The following is a 24,362-nucleotide window of genomic DNA, read 5'->3' on the forward strand; positions in this document are numbered from 1 at the left end:
CTTAGCCGGTCGAAAGCAAAGTGAGACCTCTGAACTTCAATTACGAGTCTTTCTTCATGCCCAACTACACCGCTCTTGAAAGTAATATCAGCTGTGACCCCGTCCTGTTCCTCAACCCCGATGCCGACGCCCGCGGGCTACTCGAAACCGCCACCCAGCGCATCGAGGCTGCCCGCAATTTGCTCAATAGCGTGATCTGTCTGAGTACCGAGCGCGTGGAGGGCACGGACCTGCAACACTTCGCCTCGGCGGCGCATCTGTTGTTGCAGGATGGTTGTGACGCCTTGCAGGCGTTGGGGTGGAAAGAGGGCAGGGTTGGCTGAGCACAAGGCCCGGATACGCTGAAGATACAATGTGGGAGCCGGGCTTGCCCGCGATGACGGTGGGTCAGTTAATACATTTGTGACGGATACACCGCTTTCGCGAGCAAGCCCGCTCCCACATTTGTAAGGGGGTGGCAGGGTGGATTAGGTACGGCATTCCACCAGCGTTTTCAACTGTCCCGAACCGGTCTGGTTGGCATCTGACAGCCACCGCTCAAACCCCGCCCCAATCGCCGGCCATTCCCCATCCAGGATCGAATACCACGCCGTATCCCGGTTGCGGCCCTTGACCACGGTGTGCTGGCGAAACACCCCTTCAAAACTGAAACCCAAACGCTCGGCCGCATTTTTGGAGCGGGCGTTGGCGTTGTTGCACTTCCATTCCAGGCGACGATTGCCCAGCTCAAACGAGTGCTTGGCCAGCAGGTACACCGCCTCGGTGCTTTTCGGTGAGCGTTGCATCGGCGCGCCGAAGGTCACGTGGCCGATTTCGATGCGGCCTTGCTCGGGCACGATGGACATCAGGCTGAGGATGCCTTGTACGTCGCCGCTGGCTTTGTCGATCACGCTGAAGAAGTACGGGTCGCTGTGGGACGCGTGGTTGTTCAGCCAGGCGTCGAAGGCGGCGTGCTCAGGAAACGGGCCGTAAGGCAAATAATCCCATAACGTCGGATCCGCGCCGGGGCCTTGCAGGGCGTTGAACAGGTCATCGCCGTGGCGGGCCGGGTCGAGTTTTTCCAGGCGGATGAAGCGCCCTTCGATAACGGTGACGGTGGGCGCCGGGACGCCTTTCCAGTCGGCCAATGATGTCGTCATGCTGTGCTTCTCCTTAAAGACCTTTGCGAAACTGGATAAAGCCGGGGCGTTCGGCGATGCGTTCGTACAGCTGGATGGCGGTGGCGTTGGTCTCGTGGGTCAGCCAGTGGACCTTGCAGCAGCCGTCGGCCTTGGCGGTGGCGTAGACGAATTCGATCAGTTTGCGGCCGACGCCGGTGCCACGTTGGGCCGGGTCTACCAGCAAGTCCTGCAGGTAGCAGGAGTTTTCGATGCTCCAGTTGGAGCGGTGGTAGATGAAGTTGACCATGCCTACGGCCTTGCCGTCCTGCCAGGCCAGGGCCGAATGGGTCGGCTCATTGGCGTCGATCAGGCGTTGCCAGGTGTTCTGGCTGACGGCGTCGGGCAACTCGGTGTTGTAAAAACGCAGGTAGGCCTGCCACAGGGGCAGCCATGCGGCGTGGTCGGCGGCGCTGACCTGGCGGATTTCGATCTGGCTCATGATGGCTCCTTGGGGATAAAGCGGGCGAGGGTCTGGTCGCGCACATCGGTGCTGGCCGCAAGGCCGTCGCGAACCCCAGCGATGTCTGCCGGGCTGCGGTTCTGGCTTAGTTTGCGTTTGCCTTCCAGGCGCTGGATGGGCAGGGCAAAGCCGACGATGGCCTTGAGCATGCCGTCGATGTAATCGGCCGGGGCGTCGCTGACGTTCCAGGGTTGGGCGCGATTGCCTTCATGGCGGTCGGTGAGGGCACTGACCAGCTCCAGCAGGCGCTCGGCATCGGTGAACACTTCGCCGGTGCCGTAGGCGTGTACCGCGATGTAGTTCCAGGTCGGCACCACTTTGCCGTGTTCGGCTTTGGCCGGGTAAAACGACGGGCTGACGTAGGCCTCGGCACCGGCAAAAATCACCAGGGCCTCGCCGCCATTTTGCAGGTCCTGCCACTGGCGATTGGCCTTGGCCATGTGCCCGTAAAGGGTGCCGTTGGGCCCTTCATCGGGGTTGAGCAGCAGCGGCAAATGGCTGGCTTGCAGGCCTTGCTCACCGAAAGTGACCAGTTGCGCCAAGCGCGTGTGCTGGATCAGTTGCTGGATTTCGGGCAAGTCATCGAGGGCAAAGGCGCGTGGTGTGTACATGAAGATTTTCCTTGGCGAATGCTTGCATCCTAGGCAGGCTATTGGTTCGTTGTAAGAGCCATCTACAGTCAATTTCATAGGTCCAATTCCATGCCTGCGTTAGAACCACCGCTCTCGTTCAACCCGGCGGGTATCGAGTTGGACCGTCGCCAGGGTCTCACGCGCCAGCTCTATCAGGCACTGCGCCAGCGGGTATTGGATGGCCGGCTGGTCAGTGGCACTCGGCTCCCCGCCAGCCGCGACCTGGCGGCCGCGTTGTCGATTTCACGCAATAGCGTGGTCCGCGCTTACGACCAGCTGTATGCCGAAGGATTTATCGAAGGCCGAGTGGGGGATGGCACCTATGTCGCGCAATTGCCACGGACACCGACTCCCGCAAAAAAACTATCCACAAAAGTGTCCACAGGGTTATCAACAGGCTTATCCCCAGGGTTATCCACAAAACGGCCGGATTTACCTGGGGTTTCGTCCAGTCAAGTTATCCACAGCGGTGCGTTGGCGCGGGTGGAAAACAATCATTTGGCACTTCCACCCGGCGGTCCGCCGAGGGCTTTCAGGGTGGGCGTACCGGCTTTTGATCTGTTCCCCTTCGACGTGTGGGCCAAGCTGAATGCGGCTTTCTGGCGCAAGCCGGACTTGCAGCAGCTGTGTTATGGCGACCCGGCAGGCGACGAGCGCCTGCGTGGATTGATTGCTGCCTATTTGCGCAGTTCTCGCGGCATGCAGTGCAGTGCTGAGCAAATAGTGATCACCAGTGGCGCGCAGCAGGCAATCAGCCTTTGTGCACAGTTGCTGGTGGAGCCCGGCGATGCAGTTGCCATTGAAAATCCGGGGTATCGGGCGGCGGGCCATGCGTTCGCAGTGGCGGGGGGCCAATTGCATGGCGTGACGGTGGACAGCGAGGGCATCGACTGCGCCGCGTTGAACGGCCTCGGCAGTTGCCGTCTGGCCTACGTCACCCCGTCGCATCAATACCCCACCGGAGTGGTGATGAGCCTGGCCCGGCGCCTGGAACTGCTGGCCTGGGCCGAGCGTACGGGCGGCTGGATCGTCGAGGATGACTACGACGGTGAGTACCGCTACAGCGGCGCGCCCCTGGCTCCGCTGGCGGCCCTGGATCGTACGGGGCGGGTGCTGTATGTCGGGACCTTCGGCAAGGTGGCCTTTCCGGCGCTGCGCCTGGGTTACCTGGTGTTGCCGGTCGGCCTGGTCCAGGCCTTTGCCCGTCGCCGTGCGGTGGACGTGCGCCACTCGGAAGTCAGCACTCAAGCGGTGATGGCGGAGTTCATGGCGACCGGGCACTTTCAACGCCATGTGCGCCGCATGCGCCGAGCCGCGCAGAGCCGGCTCAATGCGCTGGTGGCCGAATGGCCCGCTGGTATAGATGGCGTTGGCCGCCTCCCGTCAGTGGCGGCCGGGCTGCACTTGACCGTGCGGGTCGATAGCCTGGCGCGGGAACAGGCGCTGATCGCACAGGCCGCGGCGGTGGGTGTGGAGATCAATGGCCTGAGCAGCTATTGGTTGCCGGACTCGCTTACACCGCTGGATCAGCGTGCAGGATTGGTGTTGGGGTTTGCTGCCGTGCCCGAGGCGCAGATCAGCCAGGCGTTGAAGCGCTTGAGCCAGGTTTGGCGCGCGCCGGTTACGCGCTGAGGCGCAACCGGCGGCAACCGATCAGGTGCCGGACTTGATCTTGGTCCAGGCGCGGGTCCTGGCCCGTTCGGCATCACGTCCCAGCGGCTTGAGGGTATACAGCGTGGCCATGGCGGCCTCGGTCGGGTACAGGTTGGGGTTGTTGCGAATGGCCGGGTCCACCAAACCGGTGGCGTCCTTGTTGGGGTTGGGATAACCGACAAAGTCACTGATCGGCGCGATCACGCCCGGTTGCAGCAGGTAGTTGATAAAGGTGTAGGCGTCTTCCGGGTCCTTGGCGCCTTTGGGGATGGCGAGCATATCGAACCAGATTGGCGCACCTTCTTTCGGCAAGCGCATGTCCACGGTCACGCCGTTCTTGGCTTCCTTGGCGCGGTTGGCGGCCTGGGAGAAGCTGCCGGAATAGCCGACCGCCACGCAGATGTCACCGTTGGCAATGTCGGCCATGTACTTGGACGAGTGGAAATAGGTGATGTACGGACGGATCTTCATCAGCAGCGCTTCGGCTTTGACATAGTCCGCCGGGTTGCTGCTGTTGGGGTCCAGGCCCAGGTGCTGCAAGGCCAGCGGCAGGATCTCCGACGGCGAATCCAGCAGCGCCACGCCGCATTGCTTGAGCTTGCTGATGTTTTCGACGTTGAAGATCAAGTCCCAGCTGTCCACGGGCGCGTTGGCACCCAGCGCGGCCTTGACCTTGTCCGGGTTGAAGCCGATCAGGATGGTGCCGTACATGTAGGGCACGGCGAACTTATTACCCGGGTCGTTGGCCTCGATCAGCTTCATCAACTTGGGATCGAGGTGGTTCCAGTTGGGCAGTTTGCTGCGGTCCAGCGGCTGGAACACCGAGGCTTCGATCTGCTTGGCCAGGAACACGTTGGACGGCACCACCACGTCATAGCCGGAGTTGCCGGTCAGCAGCTTGGCCTCAAGGGCTTCGTTGGTGTCGAAGATGTCGTAGACCAGCTTGACGCTGGGGTTCTGCGCCTTGAAATCTTCCAGGGCCTTGGGGGTGATGTAGTCGAACCAGTTGTAGACCCGCAGGGTTCTTTCTTCGGCGTGCGCGGCCCCGCTCAGCACGGCGGCGCAGAGGACGAGATGCTTGAGCATGTTCATTGGACGAATCCCTCAAAACCTTCGAGAACGTTGACGGCATTGATGCCGATTTCTTCCACGGCGTAGCCGCCTTCCATCACAAACAGCGTCGGTTTGCCGAGGCGGGCGATTCGCGCGCCCATCGCCAGGTAGTCCGGGCTGTCGAGCTTGAACTGGGAGATCGGGTCGTCCTTGAAGGTGTCCACGCCCAGCGAGACCACGATGATGTCGGCGCCATAGCGCTCAATCTCCTCACACGCCTGCTCCAGCGCGGCGCTCCAGCGGTCCCAGCCAGAGCCGGCGGGTAAGGGATAATTGAAGTTGAAACCTTCACCGGCGCCTTCGCCCGACTCGTCGGCATAGCCCAGGAAGAACGGAAATTCCGCTTCCGGATGGCCATGGATCGAGGTGAACAGCACATCGCTGCGCTCGTAGAAAATCGACTGGGTACCGTTGCCGTGGTGGTAGTCCACGTCGAGGATTGCGACCTTCTTGTGGCCCTGGTCGAGAAACGCCTGGGCTGCGATCGCCGCGTTGTTCAGGTAGCAATAGCCGCCCATCAAGTCGCTGGCGGCATGGTGCCCGGGCGGGCGGCACAGGGCGAAGGCACTGTGGGCGCCTTGCTGCATCGCCTGTTGCGCAGTCAGCGCGACTTGCGCTGCGCTGTAGGCCGCTTGCCAGGTACCGGCGGTGATCGGCGCGCCGCCGTCGAAGCTGTAATAGCCGAGCTGGCCGTGCAGGCTGGTGGGGATGACCCGGCGCAAAGTGCGTGCGGGCCAGGTGTAGGGCAGCAGATCTCCGTCCTGGCCGTACGCGGTCCAGCGCTCCCAGGCGCCTTTAAAGAAGTCCAGATAGGCGGGGCTGTGAATGCGTTGCAGCGGCGCCAGGCCAAAATCGTTGGGCGCTTGCACCGGTCCCAGTTCGCGCTCCTTGACCCGTTGCAACACATGGTCGGCGCGCGAGGGCATTTCAAAACACGGCATCAGTTGCCCGTCCATCAACTCGCATCGGCCATGGTGCAGGTGGTGATCGTCCGAGTAGATCGTCAGCATATTGTTGTTCTCCGCAGGCTGAATCGGTGAGGTCCAGTCTTGCGGCGGGCGGGATTTATGAGAATGGCAGGAGCGGCCAAAAGGGGATCAATATGGCCAAAGTGTGTGACCGCAATTCGCCCCGAAATGGCGCGGCCACGCCCCACCAAGTGGCTTCAGGGGCGGAACTGGCTGGGCGCTACGCCGCTCCAGCGCACAAAGGCGTGACGGAAACTCGCGGTTTCGCTGAAGCCCAGCGCCTCGGCAATTCGGTAAATAGGCAGTTCATCCTCGCCCAGCAACCGTTTGGCCCGCTCGAAGCGTAGCTCGTCCAGCAACTCCTGATAGCTGCAGCCCAAGTCATGCAGGTGCCGGCGTAGCGTGCGGGGGGAGCAGTTCATCTGTTCGGCCAGGCCGTCGAGGCCCGGCGCGGCGCTGAGTTGGCTGGCGAGCAGGTGGCGAATCTTGCCCAGCCAGGCCTGGCGCCCGGTGAACTCGGTGTTTTGCTTGCGGCAGCGCTCGGCCATGGCCTGGTGGGTGACGGCGTCGGCTAACGGCAGGGGCTGGTCCAGCCAGCTTCGGTCGAAGGCAAACGCGTTGGCGGTGGCGCCGAATTGCAGCGAGCAGGCAAAGCTTTCGGCGTACCGCGCGCGGTAATCCGGGGCGTCATGTTCAAAGCGCGCACCCAGCAGCGGCAAGGCATGCCCCAGCAGGTCGTCGCAGATCACCTTCAACGAGGCCAGGCAGAGTTCGACGTTGAACATTTCCAGTGCCGGATTTTCTCGGTAATCCGCGGCGCTGAACCAGATGCGCGTGCCGTCTTCCTCGAGGTCCAGCTCGAAAAGTGTTCCCAGCAGCGCCGGATACCGCAGCGCCAGGCGCAAAGCGTCACCGAAGGTGGCACTGGTGAGCAGTGCGTAACCGAGCATGCCATAGGACGAAACGTGCATTTGCCGGCCCAGCTCCAGGCCGATATCCCGGCGCAGTGCCACGGCGTTGGCGCACACGCGCATCTCCTGGTTGGTGGTGATACGGGTGTCGGCGCGGCTCAAGTCCGCCGCGCAGATACCGCTGCCGGCCAGCAAGGCCTCGGCGGGTTGGCCTTCGGCCTTGAAGGTGTTGAGCACCAGCGAGACGGCGTTGAGGGTGGTGAGGTGGGAGTGCAGCATGGGTGCTTCCAGCCAGGGGATGGCTGGAAGAGGAGCAAGTTATATGCCGGTCAGCTCAGTTCGCCGCACAGGTCGAGTTCGACCAGGCGGCGGACTTCGGCGGTGTCCAGCCCGGCGCCGATCAAGGCATTGAGCTTGCCGAACGCGGCTTCCCGGGTCATACCGCCACCTGACAACACGCCCACGCCACGCAAGCGGCTACCGGCTTCGTATACATCCAGCTCCACGCCGCCTTCATGGCATTGGGTAATTGCCACCACCACCACGCCGTTATCCTGCGCGCGCTGGAGGCTGGCGAGGAACTGCGGGTTGTCGCTCGGCCCGGTGCCGCTGCCGAAGCATTCCAGCACCAGCGCCTGGATGCCACTGTCGATCAACCCGTCCAATTGCGCGGCGGCGATGCCCGGCACCAGTGGCAGCACGCCCACATTGGCCAGCGCCTTGGCCTGGCGGTAATGCAGCGCTGCTGGCACCAGTTCGGCCTTGGCCACGCCGCCATTACGCCGTAACGCGGCAAACGGATGGCGACCAAAACTGCGGATTTTCGCGCAACGGGTCGGGGCCATCAGTGCACCGTGGAAGTACAGTTGCACGCCCGGCGCCAGGCCTTCGCCCAAGGCTGCCAACGCACCGCTGACGTTTTCCCAGGCATCGCTGTCGGGCACGCCGGCAGGCAGCATCGAGCCGGTGAACAGCACCGGTGCGGGCAGGCCCAGCAGTTGGAAACTCATGGCGGCCGCGCTGTAGGCCAGGGTGTCGGTGCCGTGCAGCACCAGTACGGCGTCGCAGCCCTCGTCCACCGCCTCAATCACGGCGGCGCGCAGGCGCTGCCAGTAGGCGGGGGTCATGTTGGCGCTGTCGATCAGCGGGGACATTTCCCGGAAGCGCCAGGCTGGCATATTCAGTTGGGCGAGGGCTTCGCTCATTCGCGCTTCAAAACCCGAAGCGGGGGCCAGGCCGTTTGCGCTGGCCTGCATGCCGATGGTGCCGCCGGTGTAGAGCACCATGACGTTGTTGGCTGGTTGCATTGAAGAATCTCCTGAACGAAAAACGCCGCCGGGCCCAGAGCATGCCCAAGGCCGGGCGGCGTGTCATCTATCTAGGTTTAGCGTTGCGTTTGAGCGCTCAGTTCAACCGATGCTTGAGCGGTTGGCTCAGCCTTCACCGGGTTCGCCGGCCAGGCCTTGCGGTCCAGGTCCAGGTCCGGGAACTTGCTGGAATCAAACACCGGAGTCTTGATGCCCGCAGCACGCTGGCCGTCGTAGTCATTCAGGATACGCATGGCGATCTTGAACAGGAACGCCAGGGCAAACAGGTTGACGAACGCGAGCATGGTCATGGTGATGTCGGCGAAAGCGAACACGGTGCCGAGGTTCTCGATGGAACCCCAGAAAATCAGCACCAGCACCAGCGCACGGTAGCCCATCAACACCTTGCGATTGTCGCCCACGATGAAGCGCAGGTTGCTCTCGCCGAGGTAGTAGTTGTACATGATCGAGGTGAACACGAACAACGCCAAGGCCACCGAGATGAACATCCGGCCCCAGTCACCGACCACTGCCGCCAGGGAGTTCTGGGTCAGGGCAATGCCGTCGCCTTCAAAGCCCGGGGTGTAGAAACCCGAGAGCAGGATCAGCAACGCGGTGCAGGTGCAGATCACAAAGGTGTCGAGGAACACGCTGAACGCTTGCACCACGCCTTGGGCGATCGGGTGCTCTACGGACGCGACTGCCGCCACGTTAGGCGCACTGCCCAGACCGGCTTCGTTGGCGAACACGCCGCGCTTCACACCCATGATGATCGCGCTCCCCACCAGGCCACCGAAGGCTTGGTCGAGGCCGAAGGCGCTCTTGACGATGGTCGCGAGCATGGCTGGCACGTGGTCGAATTGCAGCACGATCACGTACAGGGTCACGGCGATGTAGACCAGGGTCTTGACCGGCACCAGCAGGTCGGCGATCGAGGCGATACGCTTGATCCCGCCAATGAACACCAAGCCCAGCAGCACAGCCAGGGCCAGGCCGGTGTAGGTGGTGTCGAGGCCAAACGCGTTGTTCAGCGAGTGGGTTACGGCGTGGGCTTGCAGGCCGTTGAAGGCGAAACCGAAGGTCACCAGCAGCAGGAATGCCATCACCATGCCCAACCAGCGTTTGTGCAGGCCGTGCTGGATGTAATACGCCGGGCCGCCACGGTAGGTGCCTTCAGCGTCGGTGCGTTTGTAGAGCTGGCCGAGGGAGCACTCGATAAAGCTCGAGGACATGCCCACCAGTGCGGTGACCCACATCCAGAATACGGCGCCCGGGCCACCCAGGGTCACGGCAATGCCGACGCCTGCGATGTTGCCGGCACCCACGCGCCCGGCGAGGCTGAGCATCAGCGCCTGGAACGAGCTGAGCTGGCCGGCGCTGCTTTTCAGGCTGTCGCGAAATACCGAAAACATGTGGAAAAAGTGACGCAACTGAACGAAACGCGAGCGGATCGTGAAGTAACCACCGAGCCCGACAATGAGCACGATCAATACTTTCCCTGAGAGGAAGTCGTTGATGACTTCTAGCATGGAGTGTTCCTCGCTGATTTTTCTAATGGCAAACGCAGGACGGTCCGACGCATCGCTCGGCACCAGGCAGTGCACGACGCTTCGACCCCAATCCTTTTGCGGGTGTTGTTATTCATGCGGTTTCGCGCTTACCAGGGTCTCGTTACCGACGACCGCTGACGCGAAGAGGGGCGGCACTATACCTAGGAGTGTGTGATCCGTCTGCACGAGGCGATTAAAGGTTTGTAGGAGCGAGCTTGCTCGCGAAGGTCGTTAACGGTGATCTTGGCTGTCTGGATGATTGCGGTCTCCTTGCGTTTTTCGCGAGCAAGCTCGCTCCTACAAGCAAAAAAAAAGGGCCTGAAGAACGAGCCTTCAGGCCCTCAAAAGGTGAGAGGTGTCTAGTCCCTCAACCTGGTGAGCGGTGCAACAAACGCTTAGGCCTTCAACGGGACCAAACGTGGAGCGATCATGTTTTCGGGGCGCAGGATGTCGTCGAGCATGGCGTCGTCGAGCAAGCCTTCTTCGCGCACCAGTTCCAGCACGCCGCGGCCGCTTTCAAGGGCGATGCGGGCGATGCGGGTGGCGTTTTCATAGCCGATGTACGGGTTCAGCGCGGTGACCAGGCCGATGGAGTGTTCCACCAGTTCGCGGCAGCGGGCTTCGTTGGCGGTGATGCCGACGATGCAGTGCTCGCGCAGCATATCCATGGCGCGTTGCAGCAAGCGGATCGAGTCGAAGATCTTGTAGGCGATCAGCGGCTCCATCACGTTCAGTTGCAGCTGGCCGCCTTCGGCCGCGATGGTCAGTGCCAAGTCGTTACCGATGATCTGGAACGCTACCTGGTTCACGGCTTCCGGGATGACCGGGTTGACCTTGCCGGGCATGATCGAGCTGCCTGGCTGACGCGCTGGCAGGTTGATTTCGTTGATGCCGGTGCGTGGGCCGCTGGACAGCAGGCGCAGGTCGTTGCAGATCTTCGACAGCTTCACCGCGGTACGCTTGAGCATGCCGGAGAACAGTACGAAGGCGCCCATGTCGGAGGTGGCTTCGATCAGGTCGGCAGCCGGTACCAGCGGCTGGCCGCTGATGGTGGCCAGGCGTTGCACGGCCAGGGCCTGGTAACGCGGGTCGGCGTTGATGCCGGTACCGATGGCGGTGCCGCCCAGGTTCACTTCAGTCAGCAGCTCAGGCGCCAGGGTCTTCAGGCGAGCCAGGTCTTCACCGAGGGTGGTGGCGAAGGCACGGAATTCCTGGCCGAGGGTCATCGGCACGGCGTCTTGCAACTGGGTACGGCCCATCTTCAGGACGTGGCTGAATTCTTCACCTTTGGCAGCGAACGCCTGGATCAGGCTGTCGAGGCTGGCCAACAAGGCGTCGTGGCCCAGCAGCAAACCCAGGCGGATCGCGGTCGGGTAGGCGTCGTTGGTCGACTGCGCCATGTTCACGTCGTTGTTGGGGTGCAGGTATTGGTATTCGCCCTTGCTGTGGCCCATGGCCTCCAGCGCGATGTTGGCGATAACTTCGTTGGCATTCATGTTGGTTGAAGTGCCAGCGCCGCCTTGAATCATGTCCACCACGAACTCTTCGTGGAAATCGCCGCGGATCAGACGGGCACAGGCTTCGCTGATGGCAGCATGCTTGGCTTCGCTGAGCTGGCCCAGCTCGCGGTTGGCGTCAGCAGCTGCCTGCTTGACCATTGCCAGGCCGACCACCAATTTCGGGTAATGCGAAATCGGAACGCCCGAGAGGCGGAAGTTATTCACCGCTCGCAGGGTCTGGATGCCGTAATACGCTTGAGCGGGTACTTCGAGTACGCCAAGCAGGTCTTTTTCTGTGCGGAAAGATGCAGCGGAGGACATGACGGAAATCATCTCGATATGGACCCGGGCTAGGCCGGAACGCTGTGAATGCTAGGCTTGCAGGAGATTTTGGGCCAATGCTGTTAAACACTGGGCTATGCATAAACGGCATAATGTCGGTGTGACCCCGTTACCATAACGGTCGTGTGTGCCAAAATGGTGCATGCCCCGGGAGGATGTGATGAACCTTGAAAGCAAATGGCTGGAAGACTTTAGCGCCCTGGCTGCCACCCGCAGCTTCTCCCAGGCGGCGGAGCGGCGCTTTGTCACCCAGCCGGCGTTCAGTCGACGCATTCGCAGCCTGGAGGCCGCGCTGGGGCTGACTCTGGTCAATCGCTCGCGCACGCCGGTCGAACTGACGGCGGCGGGGCAGTTGTTCCTGGTCACCGCGCGTACCGTGGTCGAGCAACTCGGTGAAGTGCTGCGGCACTTGCATCATCTGGAAGGCGGGCAGGGCGAAGTCATGCAAGTGGCCGCGGCGCACTCCCTGGCGTTGGGTTTCTTCCCGCGCTGGATCGCGCAGTTGCGCAACGAAGGACTGAACATCGCCACGCGGTTGGTTGCCACCAACGTGGGTGACGCCGTGCATGCCTTGCGCGAAGGCGGTTGCGATTTGATGCTGGCGTTCTACGACCCGGATGCGGCCATGCAGATGGACCCGGAAATCTTCCCGTCGCTGCACCTGGGCAACACCGAGATGCTGCCAGTGTGCGCCGCCGATGCCGATGGAAAGCCGCTGTTCGACCTGGAAGGCGAGGGCAGTGTGCCGCTGCTGGCCTACAGCGCCGGGGCTTTCCTGGGGCGTTCGGTAAACCTGCTGCTGCGCCAGCGGGCGCTGCGCTTCACGACGATTTATGAAACCGCCATGGCCGACAGCCTGAAAAGCATGGCCCTCGAAGGCCTGGGCATTGCCTGGGTGCCGCAGTTGAGCGTGCGCGCCGAGTTGGCCCGGGGCGAACTGGTGGTGTGCGGCGGCCCGCAATGGCATGTGCCGCTGGAGATCCGGCTGTACCGCTGTGCCTTGGTGCGCAAGGCGAACGTGCGGTTGCTGTGGCGCAAGCTGGAAGGTGGTGCGGCGCAGAATACCTGAGCCCACACAGATCAAATGTGGGAGCGGGCTTGCTCGCGAAAGCGTAGTGTCAGTCAACCCATCTGTGGCTGATCCACCGCCTTCGCGAGCAAGCCCGCTCCCACATTAGTTTTCTGGTGAGTTCGCTGACCTGGAAGTCAATAAAACCGCCTGTTGAGGTGTAAGACAGATGGTCATTCCAGGGGCTGTTTATCTGCGTTATTACGGTATACTGCGCGGCCTTCGGCCGGTCCAACCGGCCTTAATTCGTACAACAAGCCACGCCGGATTTCCCGCGTGGCTTGTTGTTTTTTGACGCGCCTGCGGGCGCCCAGAGAGAAGAGGCACGACGATGAGTGCATTGGTTGGCGTGATCATGGGCTCCAAGTCCGATTGGTCCACCCTTAGCCACACCGCCGATATGCTGGAAAAACTCGGCATTCCCTATGAAGTGAAGGTGGTTTCCGCCCACCGCACTCCGGATTTGCTCTTCCAGTATGCCGATGAAGCAGAATCCCGTGGCATCGAGGTGATTATCGCCGGTGCCGGCGGTGCAGCTCACTTGCCAGGCATGTGTGCCGCCAAGACTCACCTGCCAGTACTTGGCGTTCCGGTGCAGTCGTCGATGCTCTCGGGCGTGGATTCGCTGTTGTCCATCGTGCAGATGCCCGCCGGTATTCCGGTGGCCACCCTGGCGATCGGCAAGGCCGGCGCGATCAACGCAGCCTTGCTGTCCGCCAGCATCCTCGGTGCCAAGCACCCGCAGTTCCACGCGGTGCTGAAAAAATTCCGTGCTGAACAGACAGACAGCGTCCTGGACAATCCAGACCCACGCATTGCCTGAGGTTGTTGACGATGAAAATCGGTGTAATCGGTGGCGGCCAACTGGGCCGCATGCTGGCCCTGGCGGGTACGCCGCTGGGGATGAACTTCGCTTTCCTGGACCCGGCGCCGGACGCCTGTGCGGCTGCGTTGGGTGAACATCTGCGGGCTGATTACAGCGACCCGGATCACCTGCGCCAACTGGCCGATGAAGTCGACCTGGTGACCTTCGAGTTCGAAAGTGTCCCGGCTGAAACCGTAGCCTTCCTGTCGCAGTTCGTGCCGGTGTACCCGAGCGCCGAAGCCTTGCGCATCGCTCGTGACCGCTGGTTCGAGAAGAGCATGTTCAAGGACCTGGGCATCCCGACGCCGGCCTTCGCCGACATCCAGTCCCAGGCTGACCTGGACGCCGCAGTCGCCTCCATCGGCCTGCCGGCCGTGCTGAAGACTCGCACCCTGGGTTACGACGGCAAGGGCCAGAAAGTCCTGCGCACCGCCGCTGACGTGGTCGGTACCTTCGCCGAACTGGGCAGCGTCGCCTGCCTGCTGGAAGGCTTCGTGCCGTTCACCGGCGAAGTCTCGCTGATCGCCGTGCGTGCCCGGGATGGCGAAACCCGCTTCTACCCGCTGGTACACAACACCCACGACAGCGGCATCCTCAAGCTGTCCGTGGCCAGCACCGACCACCCGCTGCAAGCCCTGGCCGAAGATTATTCGAGCCGTGTGCTCAAGCAACTGGATTACGTCGGCGTGATGGCGTTCGAGTTCTTTGAAGTCGACGGAGGCCTCAAGGCCAACGAAATCGCCCCGCGCGTGCACAACTCCGGGCACTGGACCACCGAAGGCGCCGAGTGCAGCCAGTTCGAAAACCACCTGCGGGCGGTGGCGGGCTTGCCCTTGGGCTCCACGGCCAAGGTCGGCGAGAGCGCCATGCTCAACTTCATCGGCGTGGTACCGCCGGTTGATCGCGTGATCGCGATTGATGACTGCCATCTGCATCACTACGGCAAGGCGTTCAAGGCCGGGCGCAAGGTCGGCCACGCCAACCTGCGCTGCAAGGACCGCGCGACGCTGCAAGCGCAGATCCTCAAGGTCGAAGCGCTGATCGCTGAGCAATAACCCAAGGCCGGGCGGGAACCATTGGTACCCGCCACCCTCTGATTGCAGGAAGCCAAAGTCTGACTAGGCTTTGACTTAGCTCACTTCAATCAGAGGGAAATGCCATGGGTATCATTGGAACCATCTTTATCGGTTTGATCGTCGGCCTGCTGGCGCGTTTCCTGAAACCAGGCGACGACAGCATGGGCTGGATCATGACCATCCTGCTGGGTATCGCCGGTTCGCTGGTTGCTACCTATGGTGGCCAGGCACTGGGCATCTATCAGGCTGGCCAAGGTGCAGGCTTCATTGGTGCGCTGGTGGGTGCCGTGGTGTTGCTGGTGATCTACGGTTTGCTGAAAAAGAAGTAATTTAGCGACCAAGCCCTCTGCGCTGCGCAGGCGCAGGGGGCTAGAATGCCGGCACTGTAATCCTTGCCGAGCTTCTCCATGCGCCGTCTCCTGTTATCCCTTCTTCTATGCACCGGGTTGGCCCACGCTGGCGAACTGCCGGAAACCGACTGGCTGGAACTGATGCCCAAGTCGGACCAGAAAGCCCTCGAAGAAATGCCGGAAATCGACCACAACTCCCCGGAAGCCCAAGGCACGTTCACCGCAAAGGGTGGCCTGAAGCAGAGCAAGGGCTTGCCGGCGGTGATGTATTCCACCAAGACCGTGGCTGCCATGAACGGCAAGAACATCCGCATCGGCGGCTACCCCGTGCCACTGGAAACCGACGCCAAGGGCCGCAGCACGCTGTTCTTCCTGGTGCCTTACCCGGGCGCCTGCATCCACGTTCCGCCACCGCCGCCCAACCAGTTGGTGCTGGTGCGTTATCCCAAGGGTTTGAAGCTGGATGATATCTACACGCCGCTGTGGGTGACGGGCACGCTGAAGGTGGAGAAGGTCAACAATGACCTGGCCGATGCGGCGTATGCGCTGGATGCGGGGAAAGTGCGGGCGGTTAAAGAGTCGGATCTCTGATCTGACGCAGAACCTAATGTGGGAGCGGGCTTGCTCGCGAAAGCGGTGTGTCAGTCAGCACATACACTAACTGGAAAACCGCATTCGCGAGCAAGCCCGCTCCCACATTTTTGATTGGGTTTACAGGGCAATACCGGCGATGCTCACGCCCAGGGTATGGCTTTCACCCGGCGCCAGTGTCACCACATCGTCCAGCACGTTCGCGGTCTCGATGCACAGCATGCCCTGCCAGCCATCGTCGGCCATGTCGCTGAAAGCCTTGGCACGTTCAGTCCACGGGTTCCAGATCACCGTCGAGCGCGAACCTGTGCTGGTGAGTTGAACGCGGCGCTGCCAGTCTTTATCGACAATGTTCAGTTGCGCTGGCGTGTCGAGGTAGATGCGGTCGGTCTCGGCGGTGAAGTGCAGGAGCCCGGATTGCTGCTTGTGGCTCCAGCCGTCGGCGGTGTCGATATAGGCTCGCCCGTCCAGGCCGTCGACCTGCACGTTGCGCACATCACTGACCGCAAAATAACTGTGCAGCGCCTGGCTGAGGCTGACGGTCTCGGTGCCACGGTTGTGGCTGGTCAGGCGGATGTGCAGTTGATCATCCAGCAGGAGGCTCATCTTCAGGTCAACTAGATGCGGCCAACCCGGGAAGCCACCTTCAGGCACCGGCAGTTCCAGTTCAACCCGCAACGCTGCGCCTTCAGCTTCCACGCCAGCCAACGTCCAGTCGGCGGTCCGTACGAACCCATGCGCCCCAGCTGGCTCGTCGCCCTGGTACATGGCCTTGACGCTTTGCGGATTGCGGTCGAACACGCCAAACCACGGCCAGCACACCGGCACGCCGGTACGAATGCCTTTGCCTTTCTTGAATACCACGGTGTCATTGGGCCAGATCAGCGCCTTCTCGCCGGTGCGCTGGTAACTGACGATGTGCGCGCCTTGCTGGGCGACCACCAATTCGGCCCCGTTATGGCGGATGCGCCAAGCGTTCAGCTCATCCAGTTTTACGGTTTCAACGTTGGGCGTAGACATAGGCGCGCGCTCTCAATGGCAGACAATGGGGCAATGGACCGTCAAAACGTCGCGATGTTTAACGCGCCCGCGACGGAACCGACCGGGTGCGACCGCTGCCATCGATGGCAACGAACACAAACACAGCCTCGGTGACTTTGCGCCATTCACTGGACAGCGGGTCGTCGCTCCACACTTCGACCATCATCTGGATCGAGCTGCGGCCGATTTCCAGGGCCTGGGTATAGAAGGACAACTGCGCGCCGACGGCCACTGGCACCAGGAATGCCATGCGATCAATCGCGACGGTCGCGACGCGGCCACCGGCAACCTTGCTCGCCATGGCTGTGCCGGCCAGGTCCATCTGCGCGACCAGCCAGCCGCCGAAGATGTCGCCGAAACCGTTGGTTTCACGCGGGAGTGCGGTGATTTGCAGGGCGAGATCGCCTTGCGGGATAGGATCTTCTTGTTCGAGTTCGATCATGCCGGTGCCTCTGACCCGTGACGCTTTATGGGTATTTCAAGTGGATAGCCGTCTTCTGGAAAAACGTTTCAGCACCAACATACACCGCTCGATGCGTTTCTCGTAAGGCGTACTAAAGGGAAACTCTGCCAAATCGGCTGGAGGACACCAACGGCGTTTTGGCACAGCAGCCCCTCAAGGATGCGGGTCTGGCGCTTGCAATGGGCGAGTATATCGAGCCGTCGGCGCCACGACGACCTCCCGTCGCTCATTTGGTCGGTAAATAGAAGCTGTATCGCGGCTTTTTCCGGCAACTGTGCTCCTGCTCATGTTAATTGCAGTTCTGCGACGGGAATATTTCGCTTATCTGAACTGTTAACGGCCCGACGCTGTGCTTTTTCAAGCGATTTGCTATCTTGCCAAACCTGCCGCAAGTCCCGGGCTTGCCGTCCTGACTACTATAAGAGAAGCCTTGCCATGTCCTCCGTGCCCGCAAGCAGTGCGCAACCTTCGCGCCCGCTGACCCGCAACGACTACAAAACCCTGTCGCTGTCTGCCTTGGGCGGGGCGCTGGAGTTCTACGACTTCATCATTTTCGTGTTTTTCGCCACAGTGGTCGGGAAACTGTTTTTCCCTGCCGAGATGCCCGAATGGCTGCGCATGATGCAGACCTTCGGCATTTTCGCCGCCGGCTACCTGGCGCGGCCGTTGGGCGGGATCATCATGGCGCACTTCGGCGACCTGCTGGGGCGCAAGAAGATGTTCACCCTGAGCATCTTCATGATGGCCGTGCCGACCCTGATCATGGGCCTGCTGCCGACCTATGCGCAGATCGGCCTGTGGGCGCCGATCCTGTTGCTGCTGATGCGCGTGATCCAGGGCGCGGCGATTGGCGGTGAAGTACCAGGCGCGTGGGTGTTCGTTTCCGAGCATGTGCCGCCGCGTCATATTGGCTATGCCTGTGGCACCCTGACCAGCGGCCTGACGGCCGGCATCCTGTTGGGTTCGCTGGTGGCCACTGCCATCAACACGCTCTACACCCCGGAGCAGGTGTCGGATTACGCCTGGCGGATTCCGTTCCTGCTGGGTGGTGTGTTTGGCTTGCTGTCGGTGTACCTGCGTCGCTGGCTGCACGAAACCCCGATCTTCGCCGAGATGCAACAGCGCAAGACCCTGGCGGCCGAGCTGCCATTGCGCGCGGTGCTGCGTGACCACCGTGGTGCCATCGTGTTGTCGATGTTGCTGACCTGGTTGCTTTCGGCCGGTGTGGTCGTTGTGATCCTGATGACGCCGACCGTGCTGCAAACGGTCTACCACTTCAGCCCTACGGTGGCGCTGCAGGCCAATAGCCTGGCCATCGTCACCCTGAGCCTGGGGTGTATTGCCTCCGGGGCCCTGGCCGACCGATTCGGTGCCGGGCGTGTGTTGATCATCGGCTGTGCGCTGTTGCTGGCAACGTCCTGGACGCTCTATCACAGCCTGATGGCTCACCCGGATTGGCTGTTCCCGTTGTACGCCTTGACCGGCCTGTTTGTAGGCACCATCGGTGTGGTGCCCTATGTCATGGTGAAGGCATTCCCGCCAGTGGTGCGTTTCAGTGGTTTGTCGTTCTCCTACAACGTCGCTTATGCCGTGTTCGGTGGCCTGACACCCTTGGCGGTGTCGCTGCTGATGAAAGAAAGTCCCATGGGCCCGGCGTACTACGTGGCTGTCCTGTGCGTGATGGGGATGGCCGTGGGCGGGTATCTGTGGAAGCGTGGGCGCTGACACGTTTTTTGAAAACTGACGGATAACCTTGTGGCGAGGGAGCTTGCTCCCGTTGAACTGCGCAGCAGTTCCATTTTGGGGGCCGCTACGCGACCCAACGGGAGCAAGCTCCCTCGCCACAGATTTTGCCTTACAACGATACAGATTGTTTCCACGAAATCGCTCCCACCTCCTCGCAAGTCCCGGATTTATTGAAGTTTCTCCTTCCTGTCAGCTTTTTCATAAATGCTGGCCTTTCATCTAATTGTCATATTCCAGACATAGAGTGTTCACACGGCCTACCGATACTTGGCCCCGATCCAACTATCCCTATCTGCTAGGAGCAAGGCATGAAACTGAAACGTTTGATGGCGGCAATGACTTTTGTCGCTGCTGGCGTTGCGACCGCTAACGCGGTAGCCGCTGGTGTTGACCCGGCAATTCCGGCTTACGTGAAGACCACTGGTGTGTCGGGCAACCTGTCCAGCGTTGGTTCCGATACCTTGGCAAACCTGATGACCCTGTGGGCTGAGGGTTACAAAAAGGAATACCCGAACGTCAACATCCAGATTCAGGCCGCCGGCTCCGCCACTGCTCCTCCTGCGCTGACTGAAGGCACCTCCAACCTGGGCCCGATGAGCCGCAAGATGAAGGACACCGAACTGGCTGCCTTCGAGCAGAAGTACGGCTACAAACCAACCGCTATTCCGGTTGCCGTGGATGCCCTGGCCGTGTTCGTGCACAAGGACAACCCGATCCAGCACCTGACCATGGAACAAGTCGACGCGATCTTCTCTTCGACTCGTCTGTGCGGCGCCAAAGCTGATGTCAAAACCTGGGGCGACCTGGGCGTGACCGGCGACCTGGCCAACAAGCCAGTGCAACTGTTCGGTCGTAACTCGGTATCCGGCACTTACGGCTACTTCAAGGAAGAAGCCCTGTGCAAAGGCGACTACAAACCTAACGTGAACGAACAACCAGGTTCGGCGTCGGTTGTGCAGTCCATCAGCTCTTCGCTGAACGGTATCGGTTACTCGGGCATCGGTTACAAAACCGCCAGCGTGAAGACCGTGGCCCTGGCCAAGAAAGGCAGCACTGACTTCATCGAAGACACCGAAGAAAACGCCCTGAACGGCAAATACCCGCTGTCGCGCTTCCTCTACGTCTACGTCAACAAAGCCCCGAACAAGCCTCTGGCCCCGCTGGAAGCCGAGTTCGTGAAGCTGGTCCTGTCCAAACAGGGCCAGGAAGTTGTAGTGAAAGACGGCTACATCCCGCTGCCAGCCAAAGTTGCCGCCAAGGCACTGGCTGACCTGGGCCTGAAAGAGGGTGGCAAATAAGCCGCCGGTAAACCTGCCTTGAACCTGGGTTCACCCACCGTTCAAGGCCTGGGCGGGGTCTGCAAGACCTGGACCTCGCCTCCCATTTTTTAATCCGCTGCCAGCCCTGCTACGCGGCGGATTTCTTGCGTCACTGCATTGTCATCTTTCTGTCATACAGGATCGCTAGGGTGTGCGCATGAATGATCTGGCCAATTCCACCATGACGACGACTTCTCCCCCCAAGCGCATTGATTTCAATACGCCTGAGCTGCAACGCAAGCGCCGCATCCGCGCGCTCAAGGATCGCCTGACCCGTTGGTACGTGCTGGTGGGCGGCCTTGCCGTCCTGGGCGCTATCACCTTGATCTTCTTCTTCCTCGCCTACGTGGTGGCCCCGCTGTTCCACGGCGCCAACCTGACCAAGGAAGACGCTCTGACGCCTGCCTGGATGCAGGACGCCGGCAAGCCGCTGATGATCTCCATGGAAGAACAGAACCAGGTCGCCATGCGGGTTTCCGACAAGGGCCAGGCGCTGTTCTTCAACGTTGACACGGGTGCCGAACTCAAGCGCGTTGACCTGCCGTTGCCGGCCGGTGTGACGGTCGCCTCCATCGGTGAAGACCAGCCCGGCAGCCCGCTGGTGATCCTCGGCCTGTCCAACGGCCAGTCTTTGGTGTTCCGCCACACGTATAAAGTGTCGTACCCGGAAGGCAAGAAGACCATCTCGCCCGCCGTCGAATACCCTTACGGCGAAACGCCGATCGTCCTCGACGAACAAGGCCGCGCGCTTGAGCACGTCGCTCTGAATGCGACCGATTCGACGCTGGTGGTGGCCGGTTCCAGTGGTGCTCATCTGAACGTGCTGTCCATCAGCCGTGAAGAAAACATGATGACCGAGGAAGTCACCACCGAGCAGAAGCGCATCGAACTGCCGCAAATGACCGAGCCGGTGAAAGCCATCTTCGTTGATCCGCGCCAGCAATGGCTATACGTGATCAATGGTCGCGCCCAGGCCGATGTTTTCAGCCTGCGGGACAACAGCCTCAACGGTCGCTACAAATTGTTGGACGACGGCGTAGCGCAAGTCACGGCCAGCACCCAGCTGGTGGGCGGCATCTCGCTGATCATCGGTAACTCCAGCGGCGGCCTGGCCCAGTGGTTCATGGCCCGTGACCCGGACGGCGAACAACGCCTGAAGCAGATCCGCACCTTCCAGATGGGCACCGCGCCTATCGTTGAAATCGCCGCCGAAGAGCGTCGCAAAGGCTTCACCGCCCTCGACGCCTCCGGCAAGTTCGGCGTGTTCCACAGCACCGCCCACCGCACGCTGCTGGTGGACCCGGTGGTGGACGGCACCGGCATCTTCGGCATGTCGCCACGGGCCAACCGGGTGATCGTCGAAGCCGGCGGCAAGCTGCAACCGCTGCTGCTGGACAACCCGCACCCGGAAGTTTCCTGGAGCGCGTTGTGGAGCAAGGTCTGGTACGAAAACTACGACGAGCCTAAATACGTCTGGCAATCGACCGCCGCCAACACCGACTTCGAACCCAAAATGAGCCTGGCGCCCTTGACCTTCGGTACCCTGAAGGCCGCGTTCTACGCCATGCTGCTGGCTGCGCCACTGGCCGTCGCCGCTGCGATCTACACCGCCTACTTCATGGCCCCGAGCCTGCGCCGCAAGGTCAAGCCGGTGATCGAATTGATGGAAGCGATGCCGACGGTGATCCTCGGTTTCTTCGCCGGCCTGTTCCTGGCGCCGTATGTCGAAGGGCATTTGCCGGGGATTTTCAGCCTGTTGATGCTGCTGCCGGTTGGCATCCTGGTCGCCGGCTTCATCTTCAGCCGCCTGCCTGAGTCGATCCGCCTGCGGGTTCCCGATGGCTGGGAAAGCGCGATCCTGATCCCGGTAATTCTGTTTGTGGGCTGGCTCTCGCTGTACATGAGCCCGTACCTGGAAACCTGGTTCTTCGGCGGCGACATGCGGATGTGGATCTCCCACGACCTGGGCATTACCTACGACCAGCGCAACGCCCTGGTAGTCGGCCTGGCCATGGGTTTCGCGGTGATCCCGAACATCTACTCCATCGCCGAAGACGCCGTGTTCAGCGTGCCGCGCGGCCTGACCCTGGGCTCCCTGGCCCTGGGTGCCACGCCATGGCAGACCATGACGCGCGTGGTGATCCTGACCGCCAGCCCGGGCATCTTCTCGGCACTGATGATCGGCATGGGCCGCGCGGTCGGTGAAACCATGATCGTGCTGATGGCCACCGGTAACACGCCGGTGATGGAGATGAACCTGTTTGAAGGCCTGCGCACCCTGGCGGCCAACGTCGCGGTGGAAATGCCCGAATCGGAAGTCGGCGGCAGCCACTACCGCGTGCTGTTCCTCTCGGCGCTGGTACTGCTGCTGTTCACCTTCGTCATGAACACCCTCGCCGAGCTGATTCGTCAGCGTCTGCGCAAGAAATACTCGTCGCTTTAAGAAAGGTAGAAGTCTGTGAAACAGAACTCCCTGAATGGATGGTTCAAGAGCGGCGCCCCGGGCGTCTGGATCAGCGGTGGCGCGGTGTCCATCGCGGTCATCATGACCATTGGTTTGCTGGCCGTGATTGCCGTGCGTGGCTTGGGCCACTTCTGGCCGGCCGACCTCATCCAGGCCAGCTACAACGTGCCGGGCCAGGAAAACCATATCGTCGTCGGCGAAGTGGTGCAGAAAGAAGAAGTGCCCCGCGAGCGTCTGAAAAGCGCTGGCTTGCCGGTGCCGGACCAAGGCCCGGAGTTCATGACCCGCGAGCTGATCAAGGTCGGCAACCGTGACTTGAACGGCAACGACTTCACCTGGATCGTCGGCGAGTGGCTGACCAACCAGACCAAGCCGGTCGAGCTGATGGCTATCGAGCGGCGTGAATGGGGCAACTTCTACGGCACCCTGGTCAACGTCAAGCAGGACGGCAAGGTCATCGCTGAAGGCGAGGCGGCCTGGCCGGAACTGCAAGCCCGCGTCGACCGCGTCAACAAGCTCGCGGCCCAGCTCAAGACCCTTGAGAAGTCCGACATCGGCGCAATCAACGCCGGCCTCGAACGCATCCGCCTGCACGGTCGCAAGCTGGAGCTGGAAGGCAAGCTGGACGCCACCGCTCAAGCCGACATGGACAGCGGTCGCGCCGAACTGAACAACCGCTACAAGGACATCGAAGCCCGCCTGGCGGACCTGCATGCCCAGTTCAACCGCGACAGCCTCACCGCCCGCGATGCCAACGGTAAAGAAATCGAAATCGGCATCGGCAAGGTGGTGCATGCCTACCAGCCGAACGCCATGGGTTACATGACCAAGATCGGCTTCTACTTCAGCAAGATCTGGGAATTCCTCAGCGACGATCCACGGGAAGCCAACACCGAAGGCGGGATTTTCCCGGCGATCTTCGGCACCGTGATGATGACGCTGATCATGGCGATGATCGTGACCCCGTTCGGTGTGCTGGCGGCGGTGTACCTGCGTGAATACGCCAAGCAGAACACCCTGACGCGGATCATCCGCATCGCCGTGAACAACCTGGCCGGTGTACCCGCCATCGTTTACGGCGTATTCGGCCTCGGCTTCTTTGTCTACGTACTGGGCGGCTCGGTCGATCGGCTGTTCTTCGCCGAAGCCTTGCCGGCACCGACCTTCGGTACGCCTGGCCTGCTCTGGGCGTCCCTGACCCTGGCGCTGTTGGCGGTACCGGTAGTGATCGTGGCCACCGAAGAAGGCCTGGCGCGGATCCCTCGCACCGTACGTGAAGGTTCTTTGGCACTGGGCGCGACCAAGGCGGAAACGCTGTGGAAGATCGTCCTGCCGATGGCCAGCCCGGCGATGATGACCGGCATGATCCTCGCCGTGGCCCGTGCCGCCGGTGAAGTGGCGCCGCTGATGCTGGTAGGTGTGGTGAAACTGGCGCCGTCGCTGCCGGTGGACGGCAACTACCCGTACCTGCACCTGGACCAGAAAATCATGCACCTGGGCTTCCATATTTATGACGTCGGCTTCCAGAGCCCCAACGTCGAGGCCGCACGGCCGCTGGTGTATGCCACTGCCTTGCTGCTGGTGCTGGTGATCGCCACGCTCAACCTCTCGGCGGTGTGGATTCGTAACCACCTGCGCGAAAAATACAAAGCGTTGGACAGTTAATTGAAGTGAACGCGGACTAAATGTGGGAGCGGGCTTGCTCGCGAATGCGGTGTATCAGTAATACATGGGTCAACTGACCTGACGCCTTCGCGAGCAAGCCCGCTCCCACAAAACGAAT

The 24,362-nt window shown here is 61.5% G+C and carries 22 protein-coding genes; 11 read left to right on the forward strand and 11 right to left on the reverse strand.

Annotation, left to right across the window (positions count from 1 at the left end):
- Positions 1–56 precede the first annotated feature (56 nt).
- Positions 57–323 carry a hypothetical protein gene (locus tag SNL23_RS05200; protein ID WP_076013212.1) on the forward strand — a complete coding sequence of 89 codons (267 nt, stop codon included), beginning with the start codon at positions 57–59 and terminating at the stop codon, positions 321–323.
- Between the two features lie 144 nt (positions 324–467).
- Here SNL23_RS05200 and SNL23_RS05205 read toward each other — a convergent pair whose 3' ends face one another.
- Genes SNL23_RS05205 through SNL23_RS05215 form a run of 3 tightly spaced genes read right to left on the reverse strand, consistent with a single transcriptional unit; the run spans position 468 to position 2,231 of the window.
- Entirely contained in the window at positions 468–1,139 is a 672-nt protein-coding gene (locus tag SNL23_RS05205; RefSeq protein WP_318301787.1) for a GNAT family N-acetyltransferase, read from the reverse strand.
- Between the two features lie 13 nt (positions 1,140–1,152).
- Positions 1,153–1,599 (reverse strand): GNAT family N-acetyltransferase, encoded by a 447-nt coding sequence (locus SNL23_RS05210; protein ID WP_003213433.1) that lies wholly within the window; start codon positions 1,597–1,599, stop codon positions 1,153–1,155.
- Positions 1,596–2,231: an FMN-binding negative transcriptional regulator gene (locus SNL23_RS05215; RefSeq protein ID WP_076013210.1), complete on the reverse strand. Its 636-nt coding sequence runs from the start codon at positions 2,229–2,231 to the stop codon at positions 1,596–1,598. The genes SNL23_RS05210 and SNL23_RS05215 overlap by 4 nt, the downstream gene beginning before the upstream one ends.
- Positions 2,232–2,321: 90 nt before the next feature.
- Here SNL23_RS05215 and pdxR point away from each other — a divergent pair, with 90 nt between their 5' ends.
- Complete coding sequence (gene pdxR, locus SNL23_RS05220) at positions 2,322–3,884, forward strand: MocR-like pyridoxine biosynthesis transcription factor PdxR (protein WP_318301788.1); 1,563 nt, start codon at positions 2,322–2,324, stop codon at positions 3,882–3,884.
- 21 nt (positions 3,885–3,905) lie between these two features.
- On the opposite strand, the gene SNL23_RS05225 is transcribed toward pdxR, so the two are convergent.
- From SNL23_RS05225 to aspA, 6 genes are all read right to left on the reverse strand, one after another.
- Positions 3,906–4,997 (reverse strand): polyamine ABC transporter substrate-binding protein, encoded by a 1,092-nt coding sequence (locus SNL23_RS05225; protein WP_318301789.1) that lies wholly within the window; start codon positions 4,995–4,997, stop codon positions 3,906–3,908.
- The gene (locus SNL23_RS05230; protein ID WP_318301790.1) at positions 4,994–6,028 is read right to left on the reverse strand and encodes a histone deacetylase family protein; all 1,035 of its coding nucleotides are present in this window, start codon (positions 6,026–6,028) and stop codon (positions 4,994–4,996) included. The genes SNL23_RS05225 and SNL23_RS05230 overlap by 4 nt, the downstream gene beginning before the upstream one ends.
- Before the next feature lie 155 nt (positions 6,029–6,183).
- On the reverse strand, positions 6,184–7,176 hold the full coding sequence (locus SNL23_RS05235) for an AraC family transcriptional regulator (RefSeq protein ID WP_076013206.1): 993 nt from the start codon (positions 7,174–7,176) through the stop codon (positions 6,184–6,186).
- Positions 7,177–7,226: 50 nt separating this feature from the next.
- Complete coding sequence (locus SNL23_RS05240; protein ID WP_318301791.1) at positions 7,227–8,204, reverse strand: asparaginase; 978 nt, start codon at positions 8,202–8,204, stop codon at positions 7,227–7,229.
- Positions 8,205–8,281: 77 nt separating this feature from the next.
- Positions 8,282–9,733, reverse strand: coding sequence for an alanine/glycine:cation symporter family protein (locus SNL23_RS05245; RefSeq protein ID WP_076013204.1), 1,452 nt, complete (start codon positions 9,731–9,733; stop codon positions 8,282–8,284).
- A gap of 416 nt (positions 9,734–10,149) precedes the next feature.
- Positions 10,150–11,574 (reverse strand): aspartate ammonia-lyase, encoded by a 1,425-nt coding sequence (gene aspA / locus SNL23_RS05250; RefSeq protein WP_003213415.1) that lies wholly within the window; start codon positions 11,572–11,574, stop codon positions 10,150–10,152.
- 181 nt (positions 11,575–11,755) lie between these two features.
- Here aspA and SNL23_RS05255 point away from each other — a divergent pair, with 181 nt between their 5' ends.
- The 5 genes from SNL23_RS05255 (at position 11,756) to SNL23_RS05275 (ending at position 15,546) form a co-directional block, all read left to right on the forward strand.
- A complete protein-coding gene (locus SNL23_RS05255) occupies positions 11,756–12,664 on the forward strand; it encodes a LysR substrate-binding domain-containing protein (protein ID WP_003213413.1) in 909 nt (302 codons plus the stop codon).
- 331 nt (positions 12,665–12,995) lie between these two features.
- Complete coding sequence (gene purE / locus SNL23_RS05260; RefSeq protein ID WP_003195648.1) at positions 12,996–13,487, forward strand: 5-(carboxyamino)imidazole ribonucleotide mutase; 492 nt, start codon at positions 12,996–12,998, stop codon at positions 13,485–13,487.
- A gap of 11 nt (positions 13,488–13,498) precedes the next feature.
- Positions 13,499–14,584, forward strand: a complete 1,086-nt coding sequence (locus SNL23_RS05265) for a 5-(carboxyamino)imidazole ribonucleotide synthase (RefSeq protein WP_017476761.1) — start codon at positions 13,499–13,501, stop codon at positions 14,582–14,584.
- Positions 14,585–14,688: 104 nt separating this feature from the next.
- A complete protein-coding gene (locus SNL23_RS05270) occupies positions 14,689–14,934 on the forward strand; it encodes a GlsB/YeaQ/YmgE family stress response membrane protein (RefSeq protein WP_003213408.1) in 246 nt (81 codons plus the stop codon).
- Between the two features lie 78 nt (positions 14,935–15,012).
- Positions 15,013–15,546 carry a DUF3299 domain-containing protein gene (locus SNL23_RS05275; protein WP_023659290.1) on the forward strand — a complete coding sequence of 178 codons (534 nt, stop codon included), beginning with the start codon at positions 15,013–15,015 and terminating at the stop codon, positions 15,544–15,546.
- 120 nt (positions 15,547–15,666) lie between these two features.
- Here the strand turns inward: SNL23_RS05275 and SNL23_RS05280 are convergent, their stop codons facing one another.
- Both SNL23_RS05280 and SNL23_RS05285 read right to left on the reverse strand, forming a co-directional pair.
- Complete coding sequence (locus tag SNL23_RS05280) at positions 15,667–16,566, reverse strand: D-hexose-6-phosphate mutarotase (protein WP_318301792.1); 900 nt, start codon at positions 16,564–16,566, stop codon at positions 15,667–15,669.
- Between the two features lie 58 nt (positions 16,567–16,624).
- Positions 16,625–17,029: an acyl-CoA thioesterase gene (locus SNL23_RS05285; protein ID WP_003176975.1), complete on the reverse strand. Its 405-nt coding sequence runs from the start codon at positions 17,027–17,029 to the stop codon at positions 16,625–16,627.
- A 456-nt stretch (positions 17,030–17,485) separates the two neighbouring features.
- Here SNL23_RS05285 and SNL23_RS05290 point away from each other — a divergent pair, with 456 nt between their 5' ends.
- The 4 genes from SNL23_RS05290 (at position 17,486) to pstA (ending at position 24,244) form a co-directional block, all read left to right on the forward strand.
- Positions 17,486–18,775 carry an MFS transporter gene (locus SNL23_RS05290; protein WP_318301793.1) on the forward strand — a complete coding sequence of 430 codons (1,290 nt, stop codon included), beginning with the start codon at positions 17,486–17,488 and terminating at the stop codon, positions 18,773–18,775.
- Between the two features lie 329 nt (positions 18,776–19,104).
- Positions 19,105–20,094: a phosphate ABC transporter substrate-binding protein PstS gene (locus SNL23_RS05295; protein ID WP_076013198.1), complete on the forward strand. Its 990-nt coding sequence runs from the start codon at positions 19,105–19,107 to the stop codon at positions 20,092–20,094.
- A 430-nt stretch (positions 20,095–20,524) separates the two neighbouring features.
- Positions 20,525–22,558, forward strand: a complete 2,034-nt coding sequence (locus SNL23_RS05300; RefSeq protein ID WP_173860312.1) for an ABC transporter permease subunit — start codon at positions 20,525–20,527, stop codon at positions 22,556–22,558.
- A 15-nt stretch (positions 22,559–22,573) separates the two neighbouring features.
- A complete protein-coding gene (gene pstA / locus SNL23_RS05305) occupies positions 22,574–24,244 on the forward strand; it encodes a phosphate ABC transporter permease PstA (RefSeq protein ID WP_076013196.1) in 1,671 nt (556 codons plus the stop codon).
- Positions 24,245–24,362 lie beyond the last annotated feature (118 nt).

The organism is Pseudomonas sp. SED1, assembly GCF_034044025.1.
Lineage (GTDB): Bacteria > Pseudomonadota > Gammaproteobacteria > Pseudomonadales > Pseudomonadaceae > Aquipseudomonas.

Excerpts from the sequence above, each read along its gene's own strand:
- SNL23_RS05200 (WP_076013212.1), top strand. The coding sequence starts at position 57 with ATGCCCAACTACACCGCTCTTGAAAGTAATATCAGCTGTGACCCCGTC.
- SNL23_RS05205 (WP_318301787.1), bottom strand. The coding sequence starts at position 1,139 with ATGACGACATCATTGGCCGACTGGAAAGGCGTCCCGGCGCCCACCGTC.
- SNL23_RS05210 (WP_003213433.1), bottom strand. The coding sequence starts at position 1,599 with ATGAGCCAGATCGAAATCCGCCAGGTCAGCGCCGCCGACCACGCCGCA.
- SNL23_RS05215 (WP_076013210.1), bottom strand. The coding sequence starts at position 2,231 with ATGTACACACCACGCGCCTTTGCCCTCGATGACTTGCCCGAAATCCAG.
- pdxR (WP_318301788.1), top strand. The coding sequence starts at position 2,322 with ATGCCTGCGTTAGAACCACCGCTCTCGTTCAACCCGGCGGGTATCGAG.
- SNL23_RS05225 (WP_318301789.1), bottom strand. The coding sequence starts at position 4,997 with ATGAACATGCTCAAGCATCTCGTCCTCTGCGCCGCCGTGCTGAGCGGG.
- SNL23_RS05230 (WP_318301790.1), bottom strand. The coding sequence starts at position 6,028 with ATGCTGACGATCTACTCGGACGATCACCACCTGCACCATGGCCGATGC.
- SNL23_RS05235 (WP_076013206.1), bottom strand. The coding sequence starts at position 7,176 with ATGCTGCACTCCCACCTCACCACCCTCAACGCCGTCTCGCTGGTGCTC.
- SNL23_RS05240 (WP_318301791.1), bottom strand. The coding sequence starts at position 8,204 with ATGCAACCAGCCAACAACGTCATGGTGCTCTACACCGGCGGCACCATC.
- SNL23_RS05245 (WP_076013204.1), bottom strand. The coding sequence starts at position 9,733 with ATGCTAGAAGTCATCAACGACTTCCTCTCAGGGAAAGTATTGATCGTG.
- aspA (WP_003213415.1), bottom strand. The coding sequence starts at position 11,574 with ATGTCCTCCGCTGCATCTTTCCGCACAGAAAAAGACCTGCTTGGCGTA.
- SNL23_RS05255 (WP_003213413.1), top strand. The coding sequence starts at position 11,756 with ATGAACCTTGAAAGCAAATGGCTGGAAGACTTTAGCGCCCTGGCTGCC.
- purE (WP_003195648.1), top strand. The coding sequence starts at position 12,996 with ATGAGTGCATTGGTTGGCGTGATCATGGGCTCCAAGTCCGATTGGTCC.
- SNL23_RS05265 (WP_017476761.1), top strand. The coding sequence starts at position 13,499 with ATGAAAATCGGTGTAATCGGTGGCGGCCAACTGGGCCGCATGCTGGCC.
- SNL23_RS05270 (WP_003213408.1), top strand. The coding sequence starts at position 14,689 with ATGGGTATCATTGGAACCATCTTTATCGGTTTGATCGTCGGCCTGCTG.
- SNL23_RS05275 (WP_023659290.1), top strand. The coding sequence starts at position 15,013 with ATGCGCCGTCTCCTGTTATCCCTTCTTCTATGCACCGGGTTGGCCCAC.
- SNL23_RS05280 (WP_318301792.1), bottom strand. The coding sequence starts at position 16,566 with ATGTCTACGCCCAACGTTGAAACCGTAAAACTGGATGAGCTGAACGCT.
- SNL23_RS05285 (WP_003176975.1), bottom strand. The coding sequence starts at position 17,029 with ATGATCGAACTCGAACAAGAAGATCCTATCCCGCAAGGCGATCTCGCC.
- SNL23_RS05290 (WP_318301793.1), top strand. The coding sequence starts at position 17,486 with ATGTCCTCCGTGCCCGCAAGCAGTGCGCAACCTTCGCGCCCGCTGACC.
- SNL23_RS05295 (WP_076013198.1), top strand. The coding sequence starts at position 19,105 with ATGAAACTGAAACGTTTGATGGCGGCAATGACTTTTGTCGCTGCTGGC.
- SNL23_RS05300 (WP_173860312.1), top strand. The coding sequence starts at position 20,525 with ATGCAGGACGCCGGCAAGCCGCTGATGATCTCCATGGAAGAACAGAAC.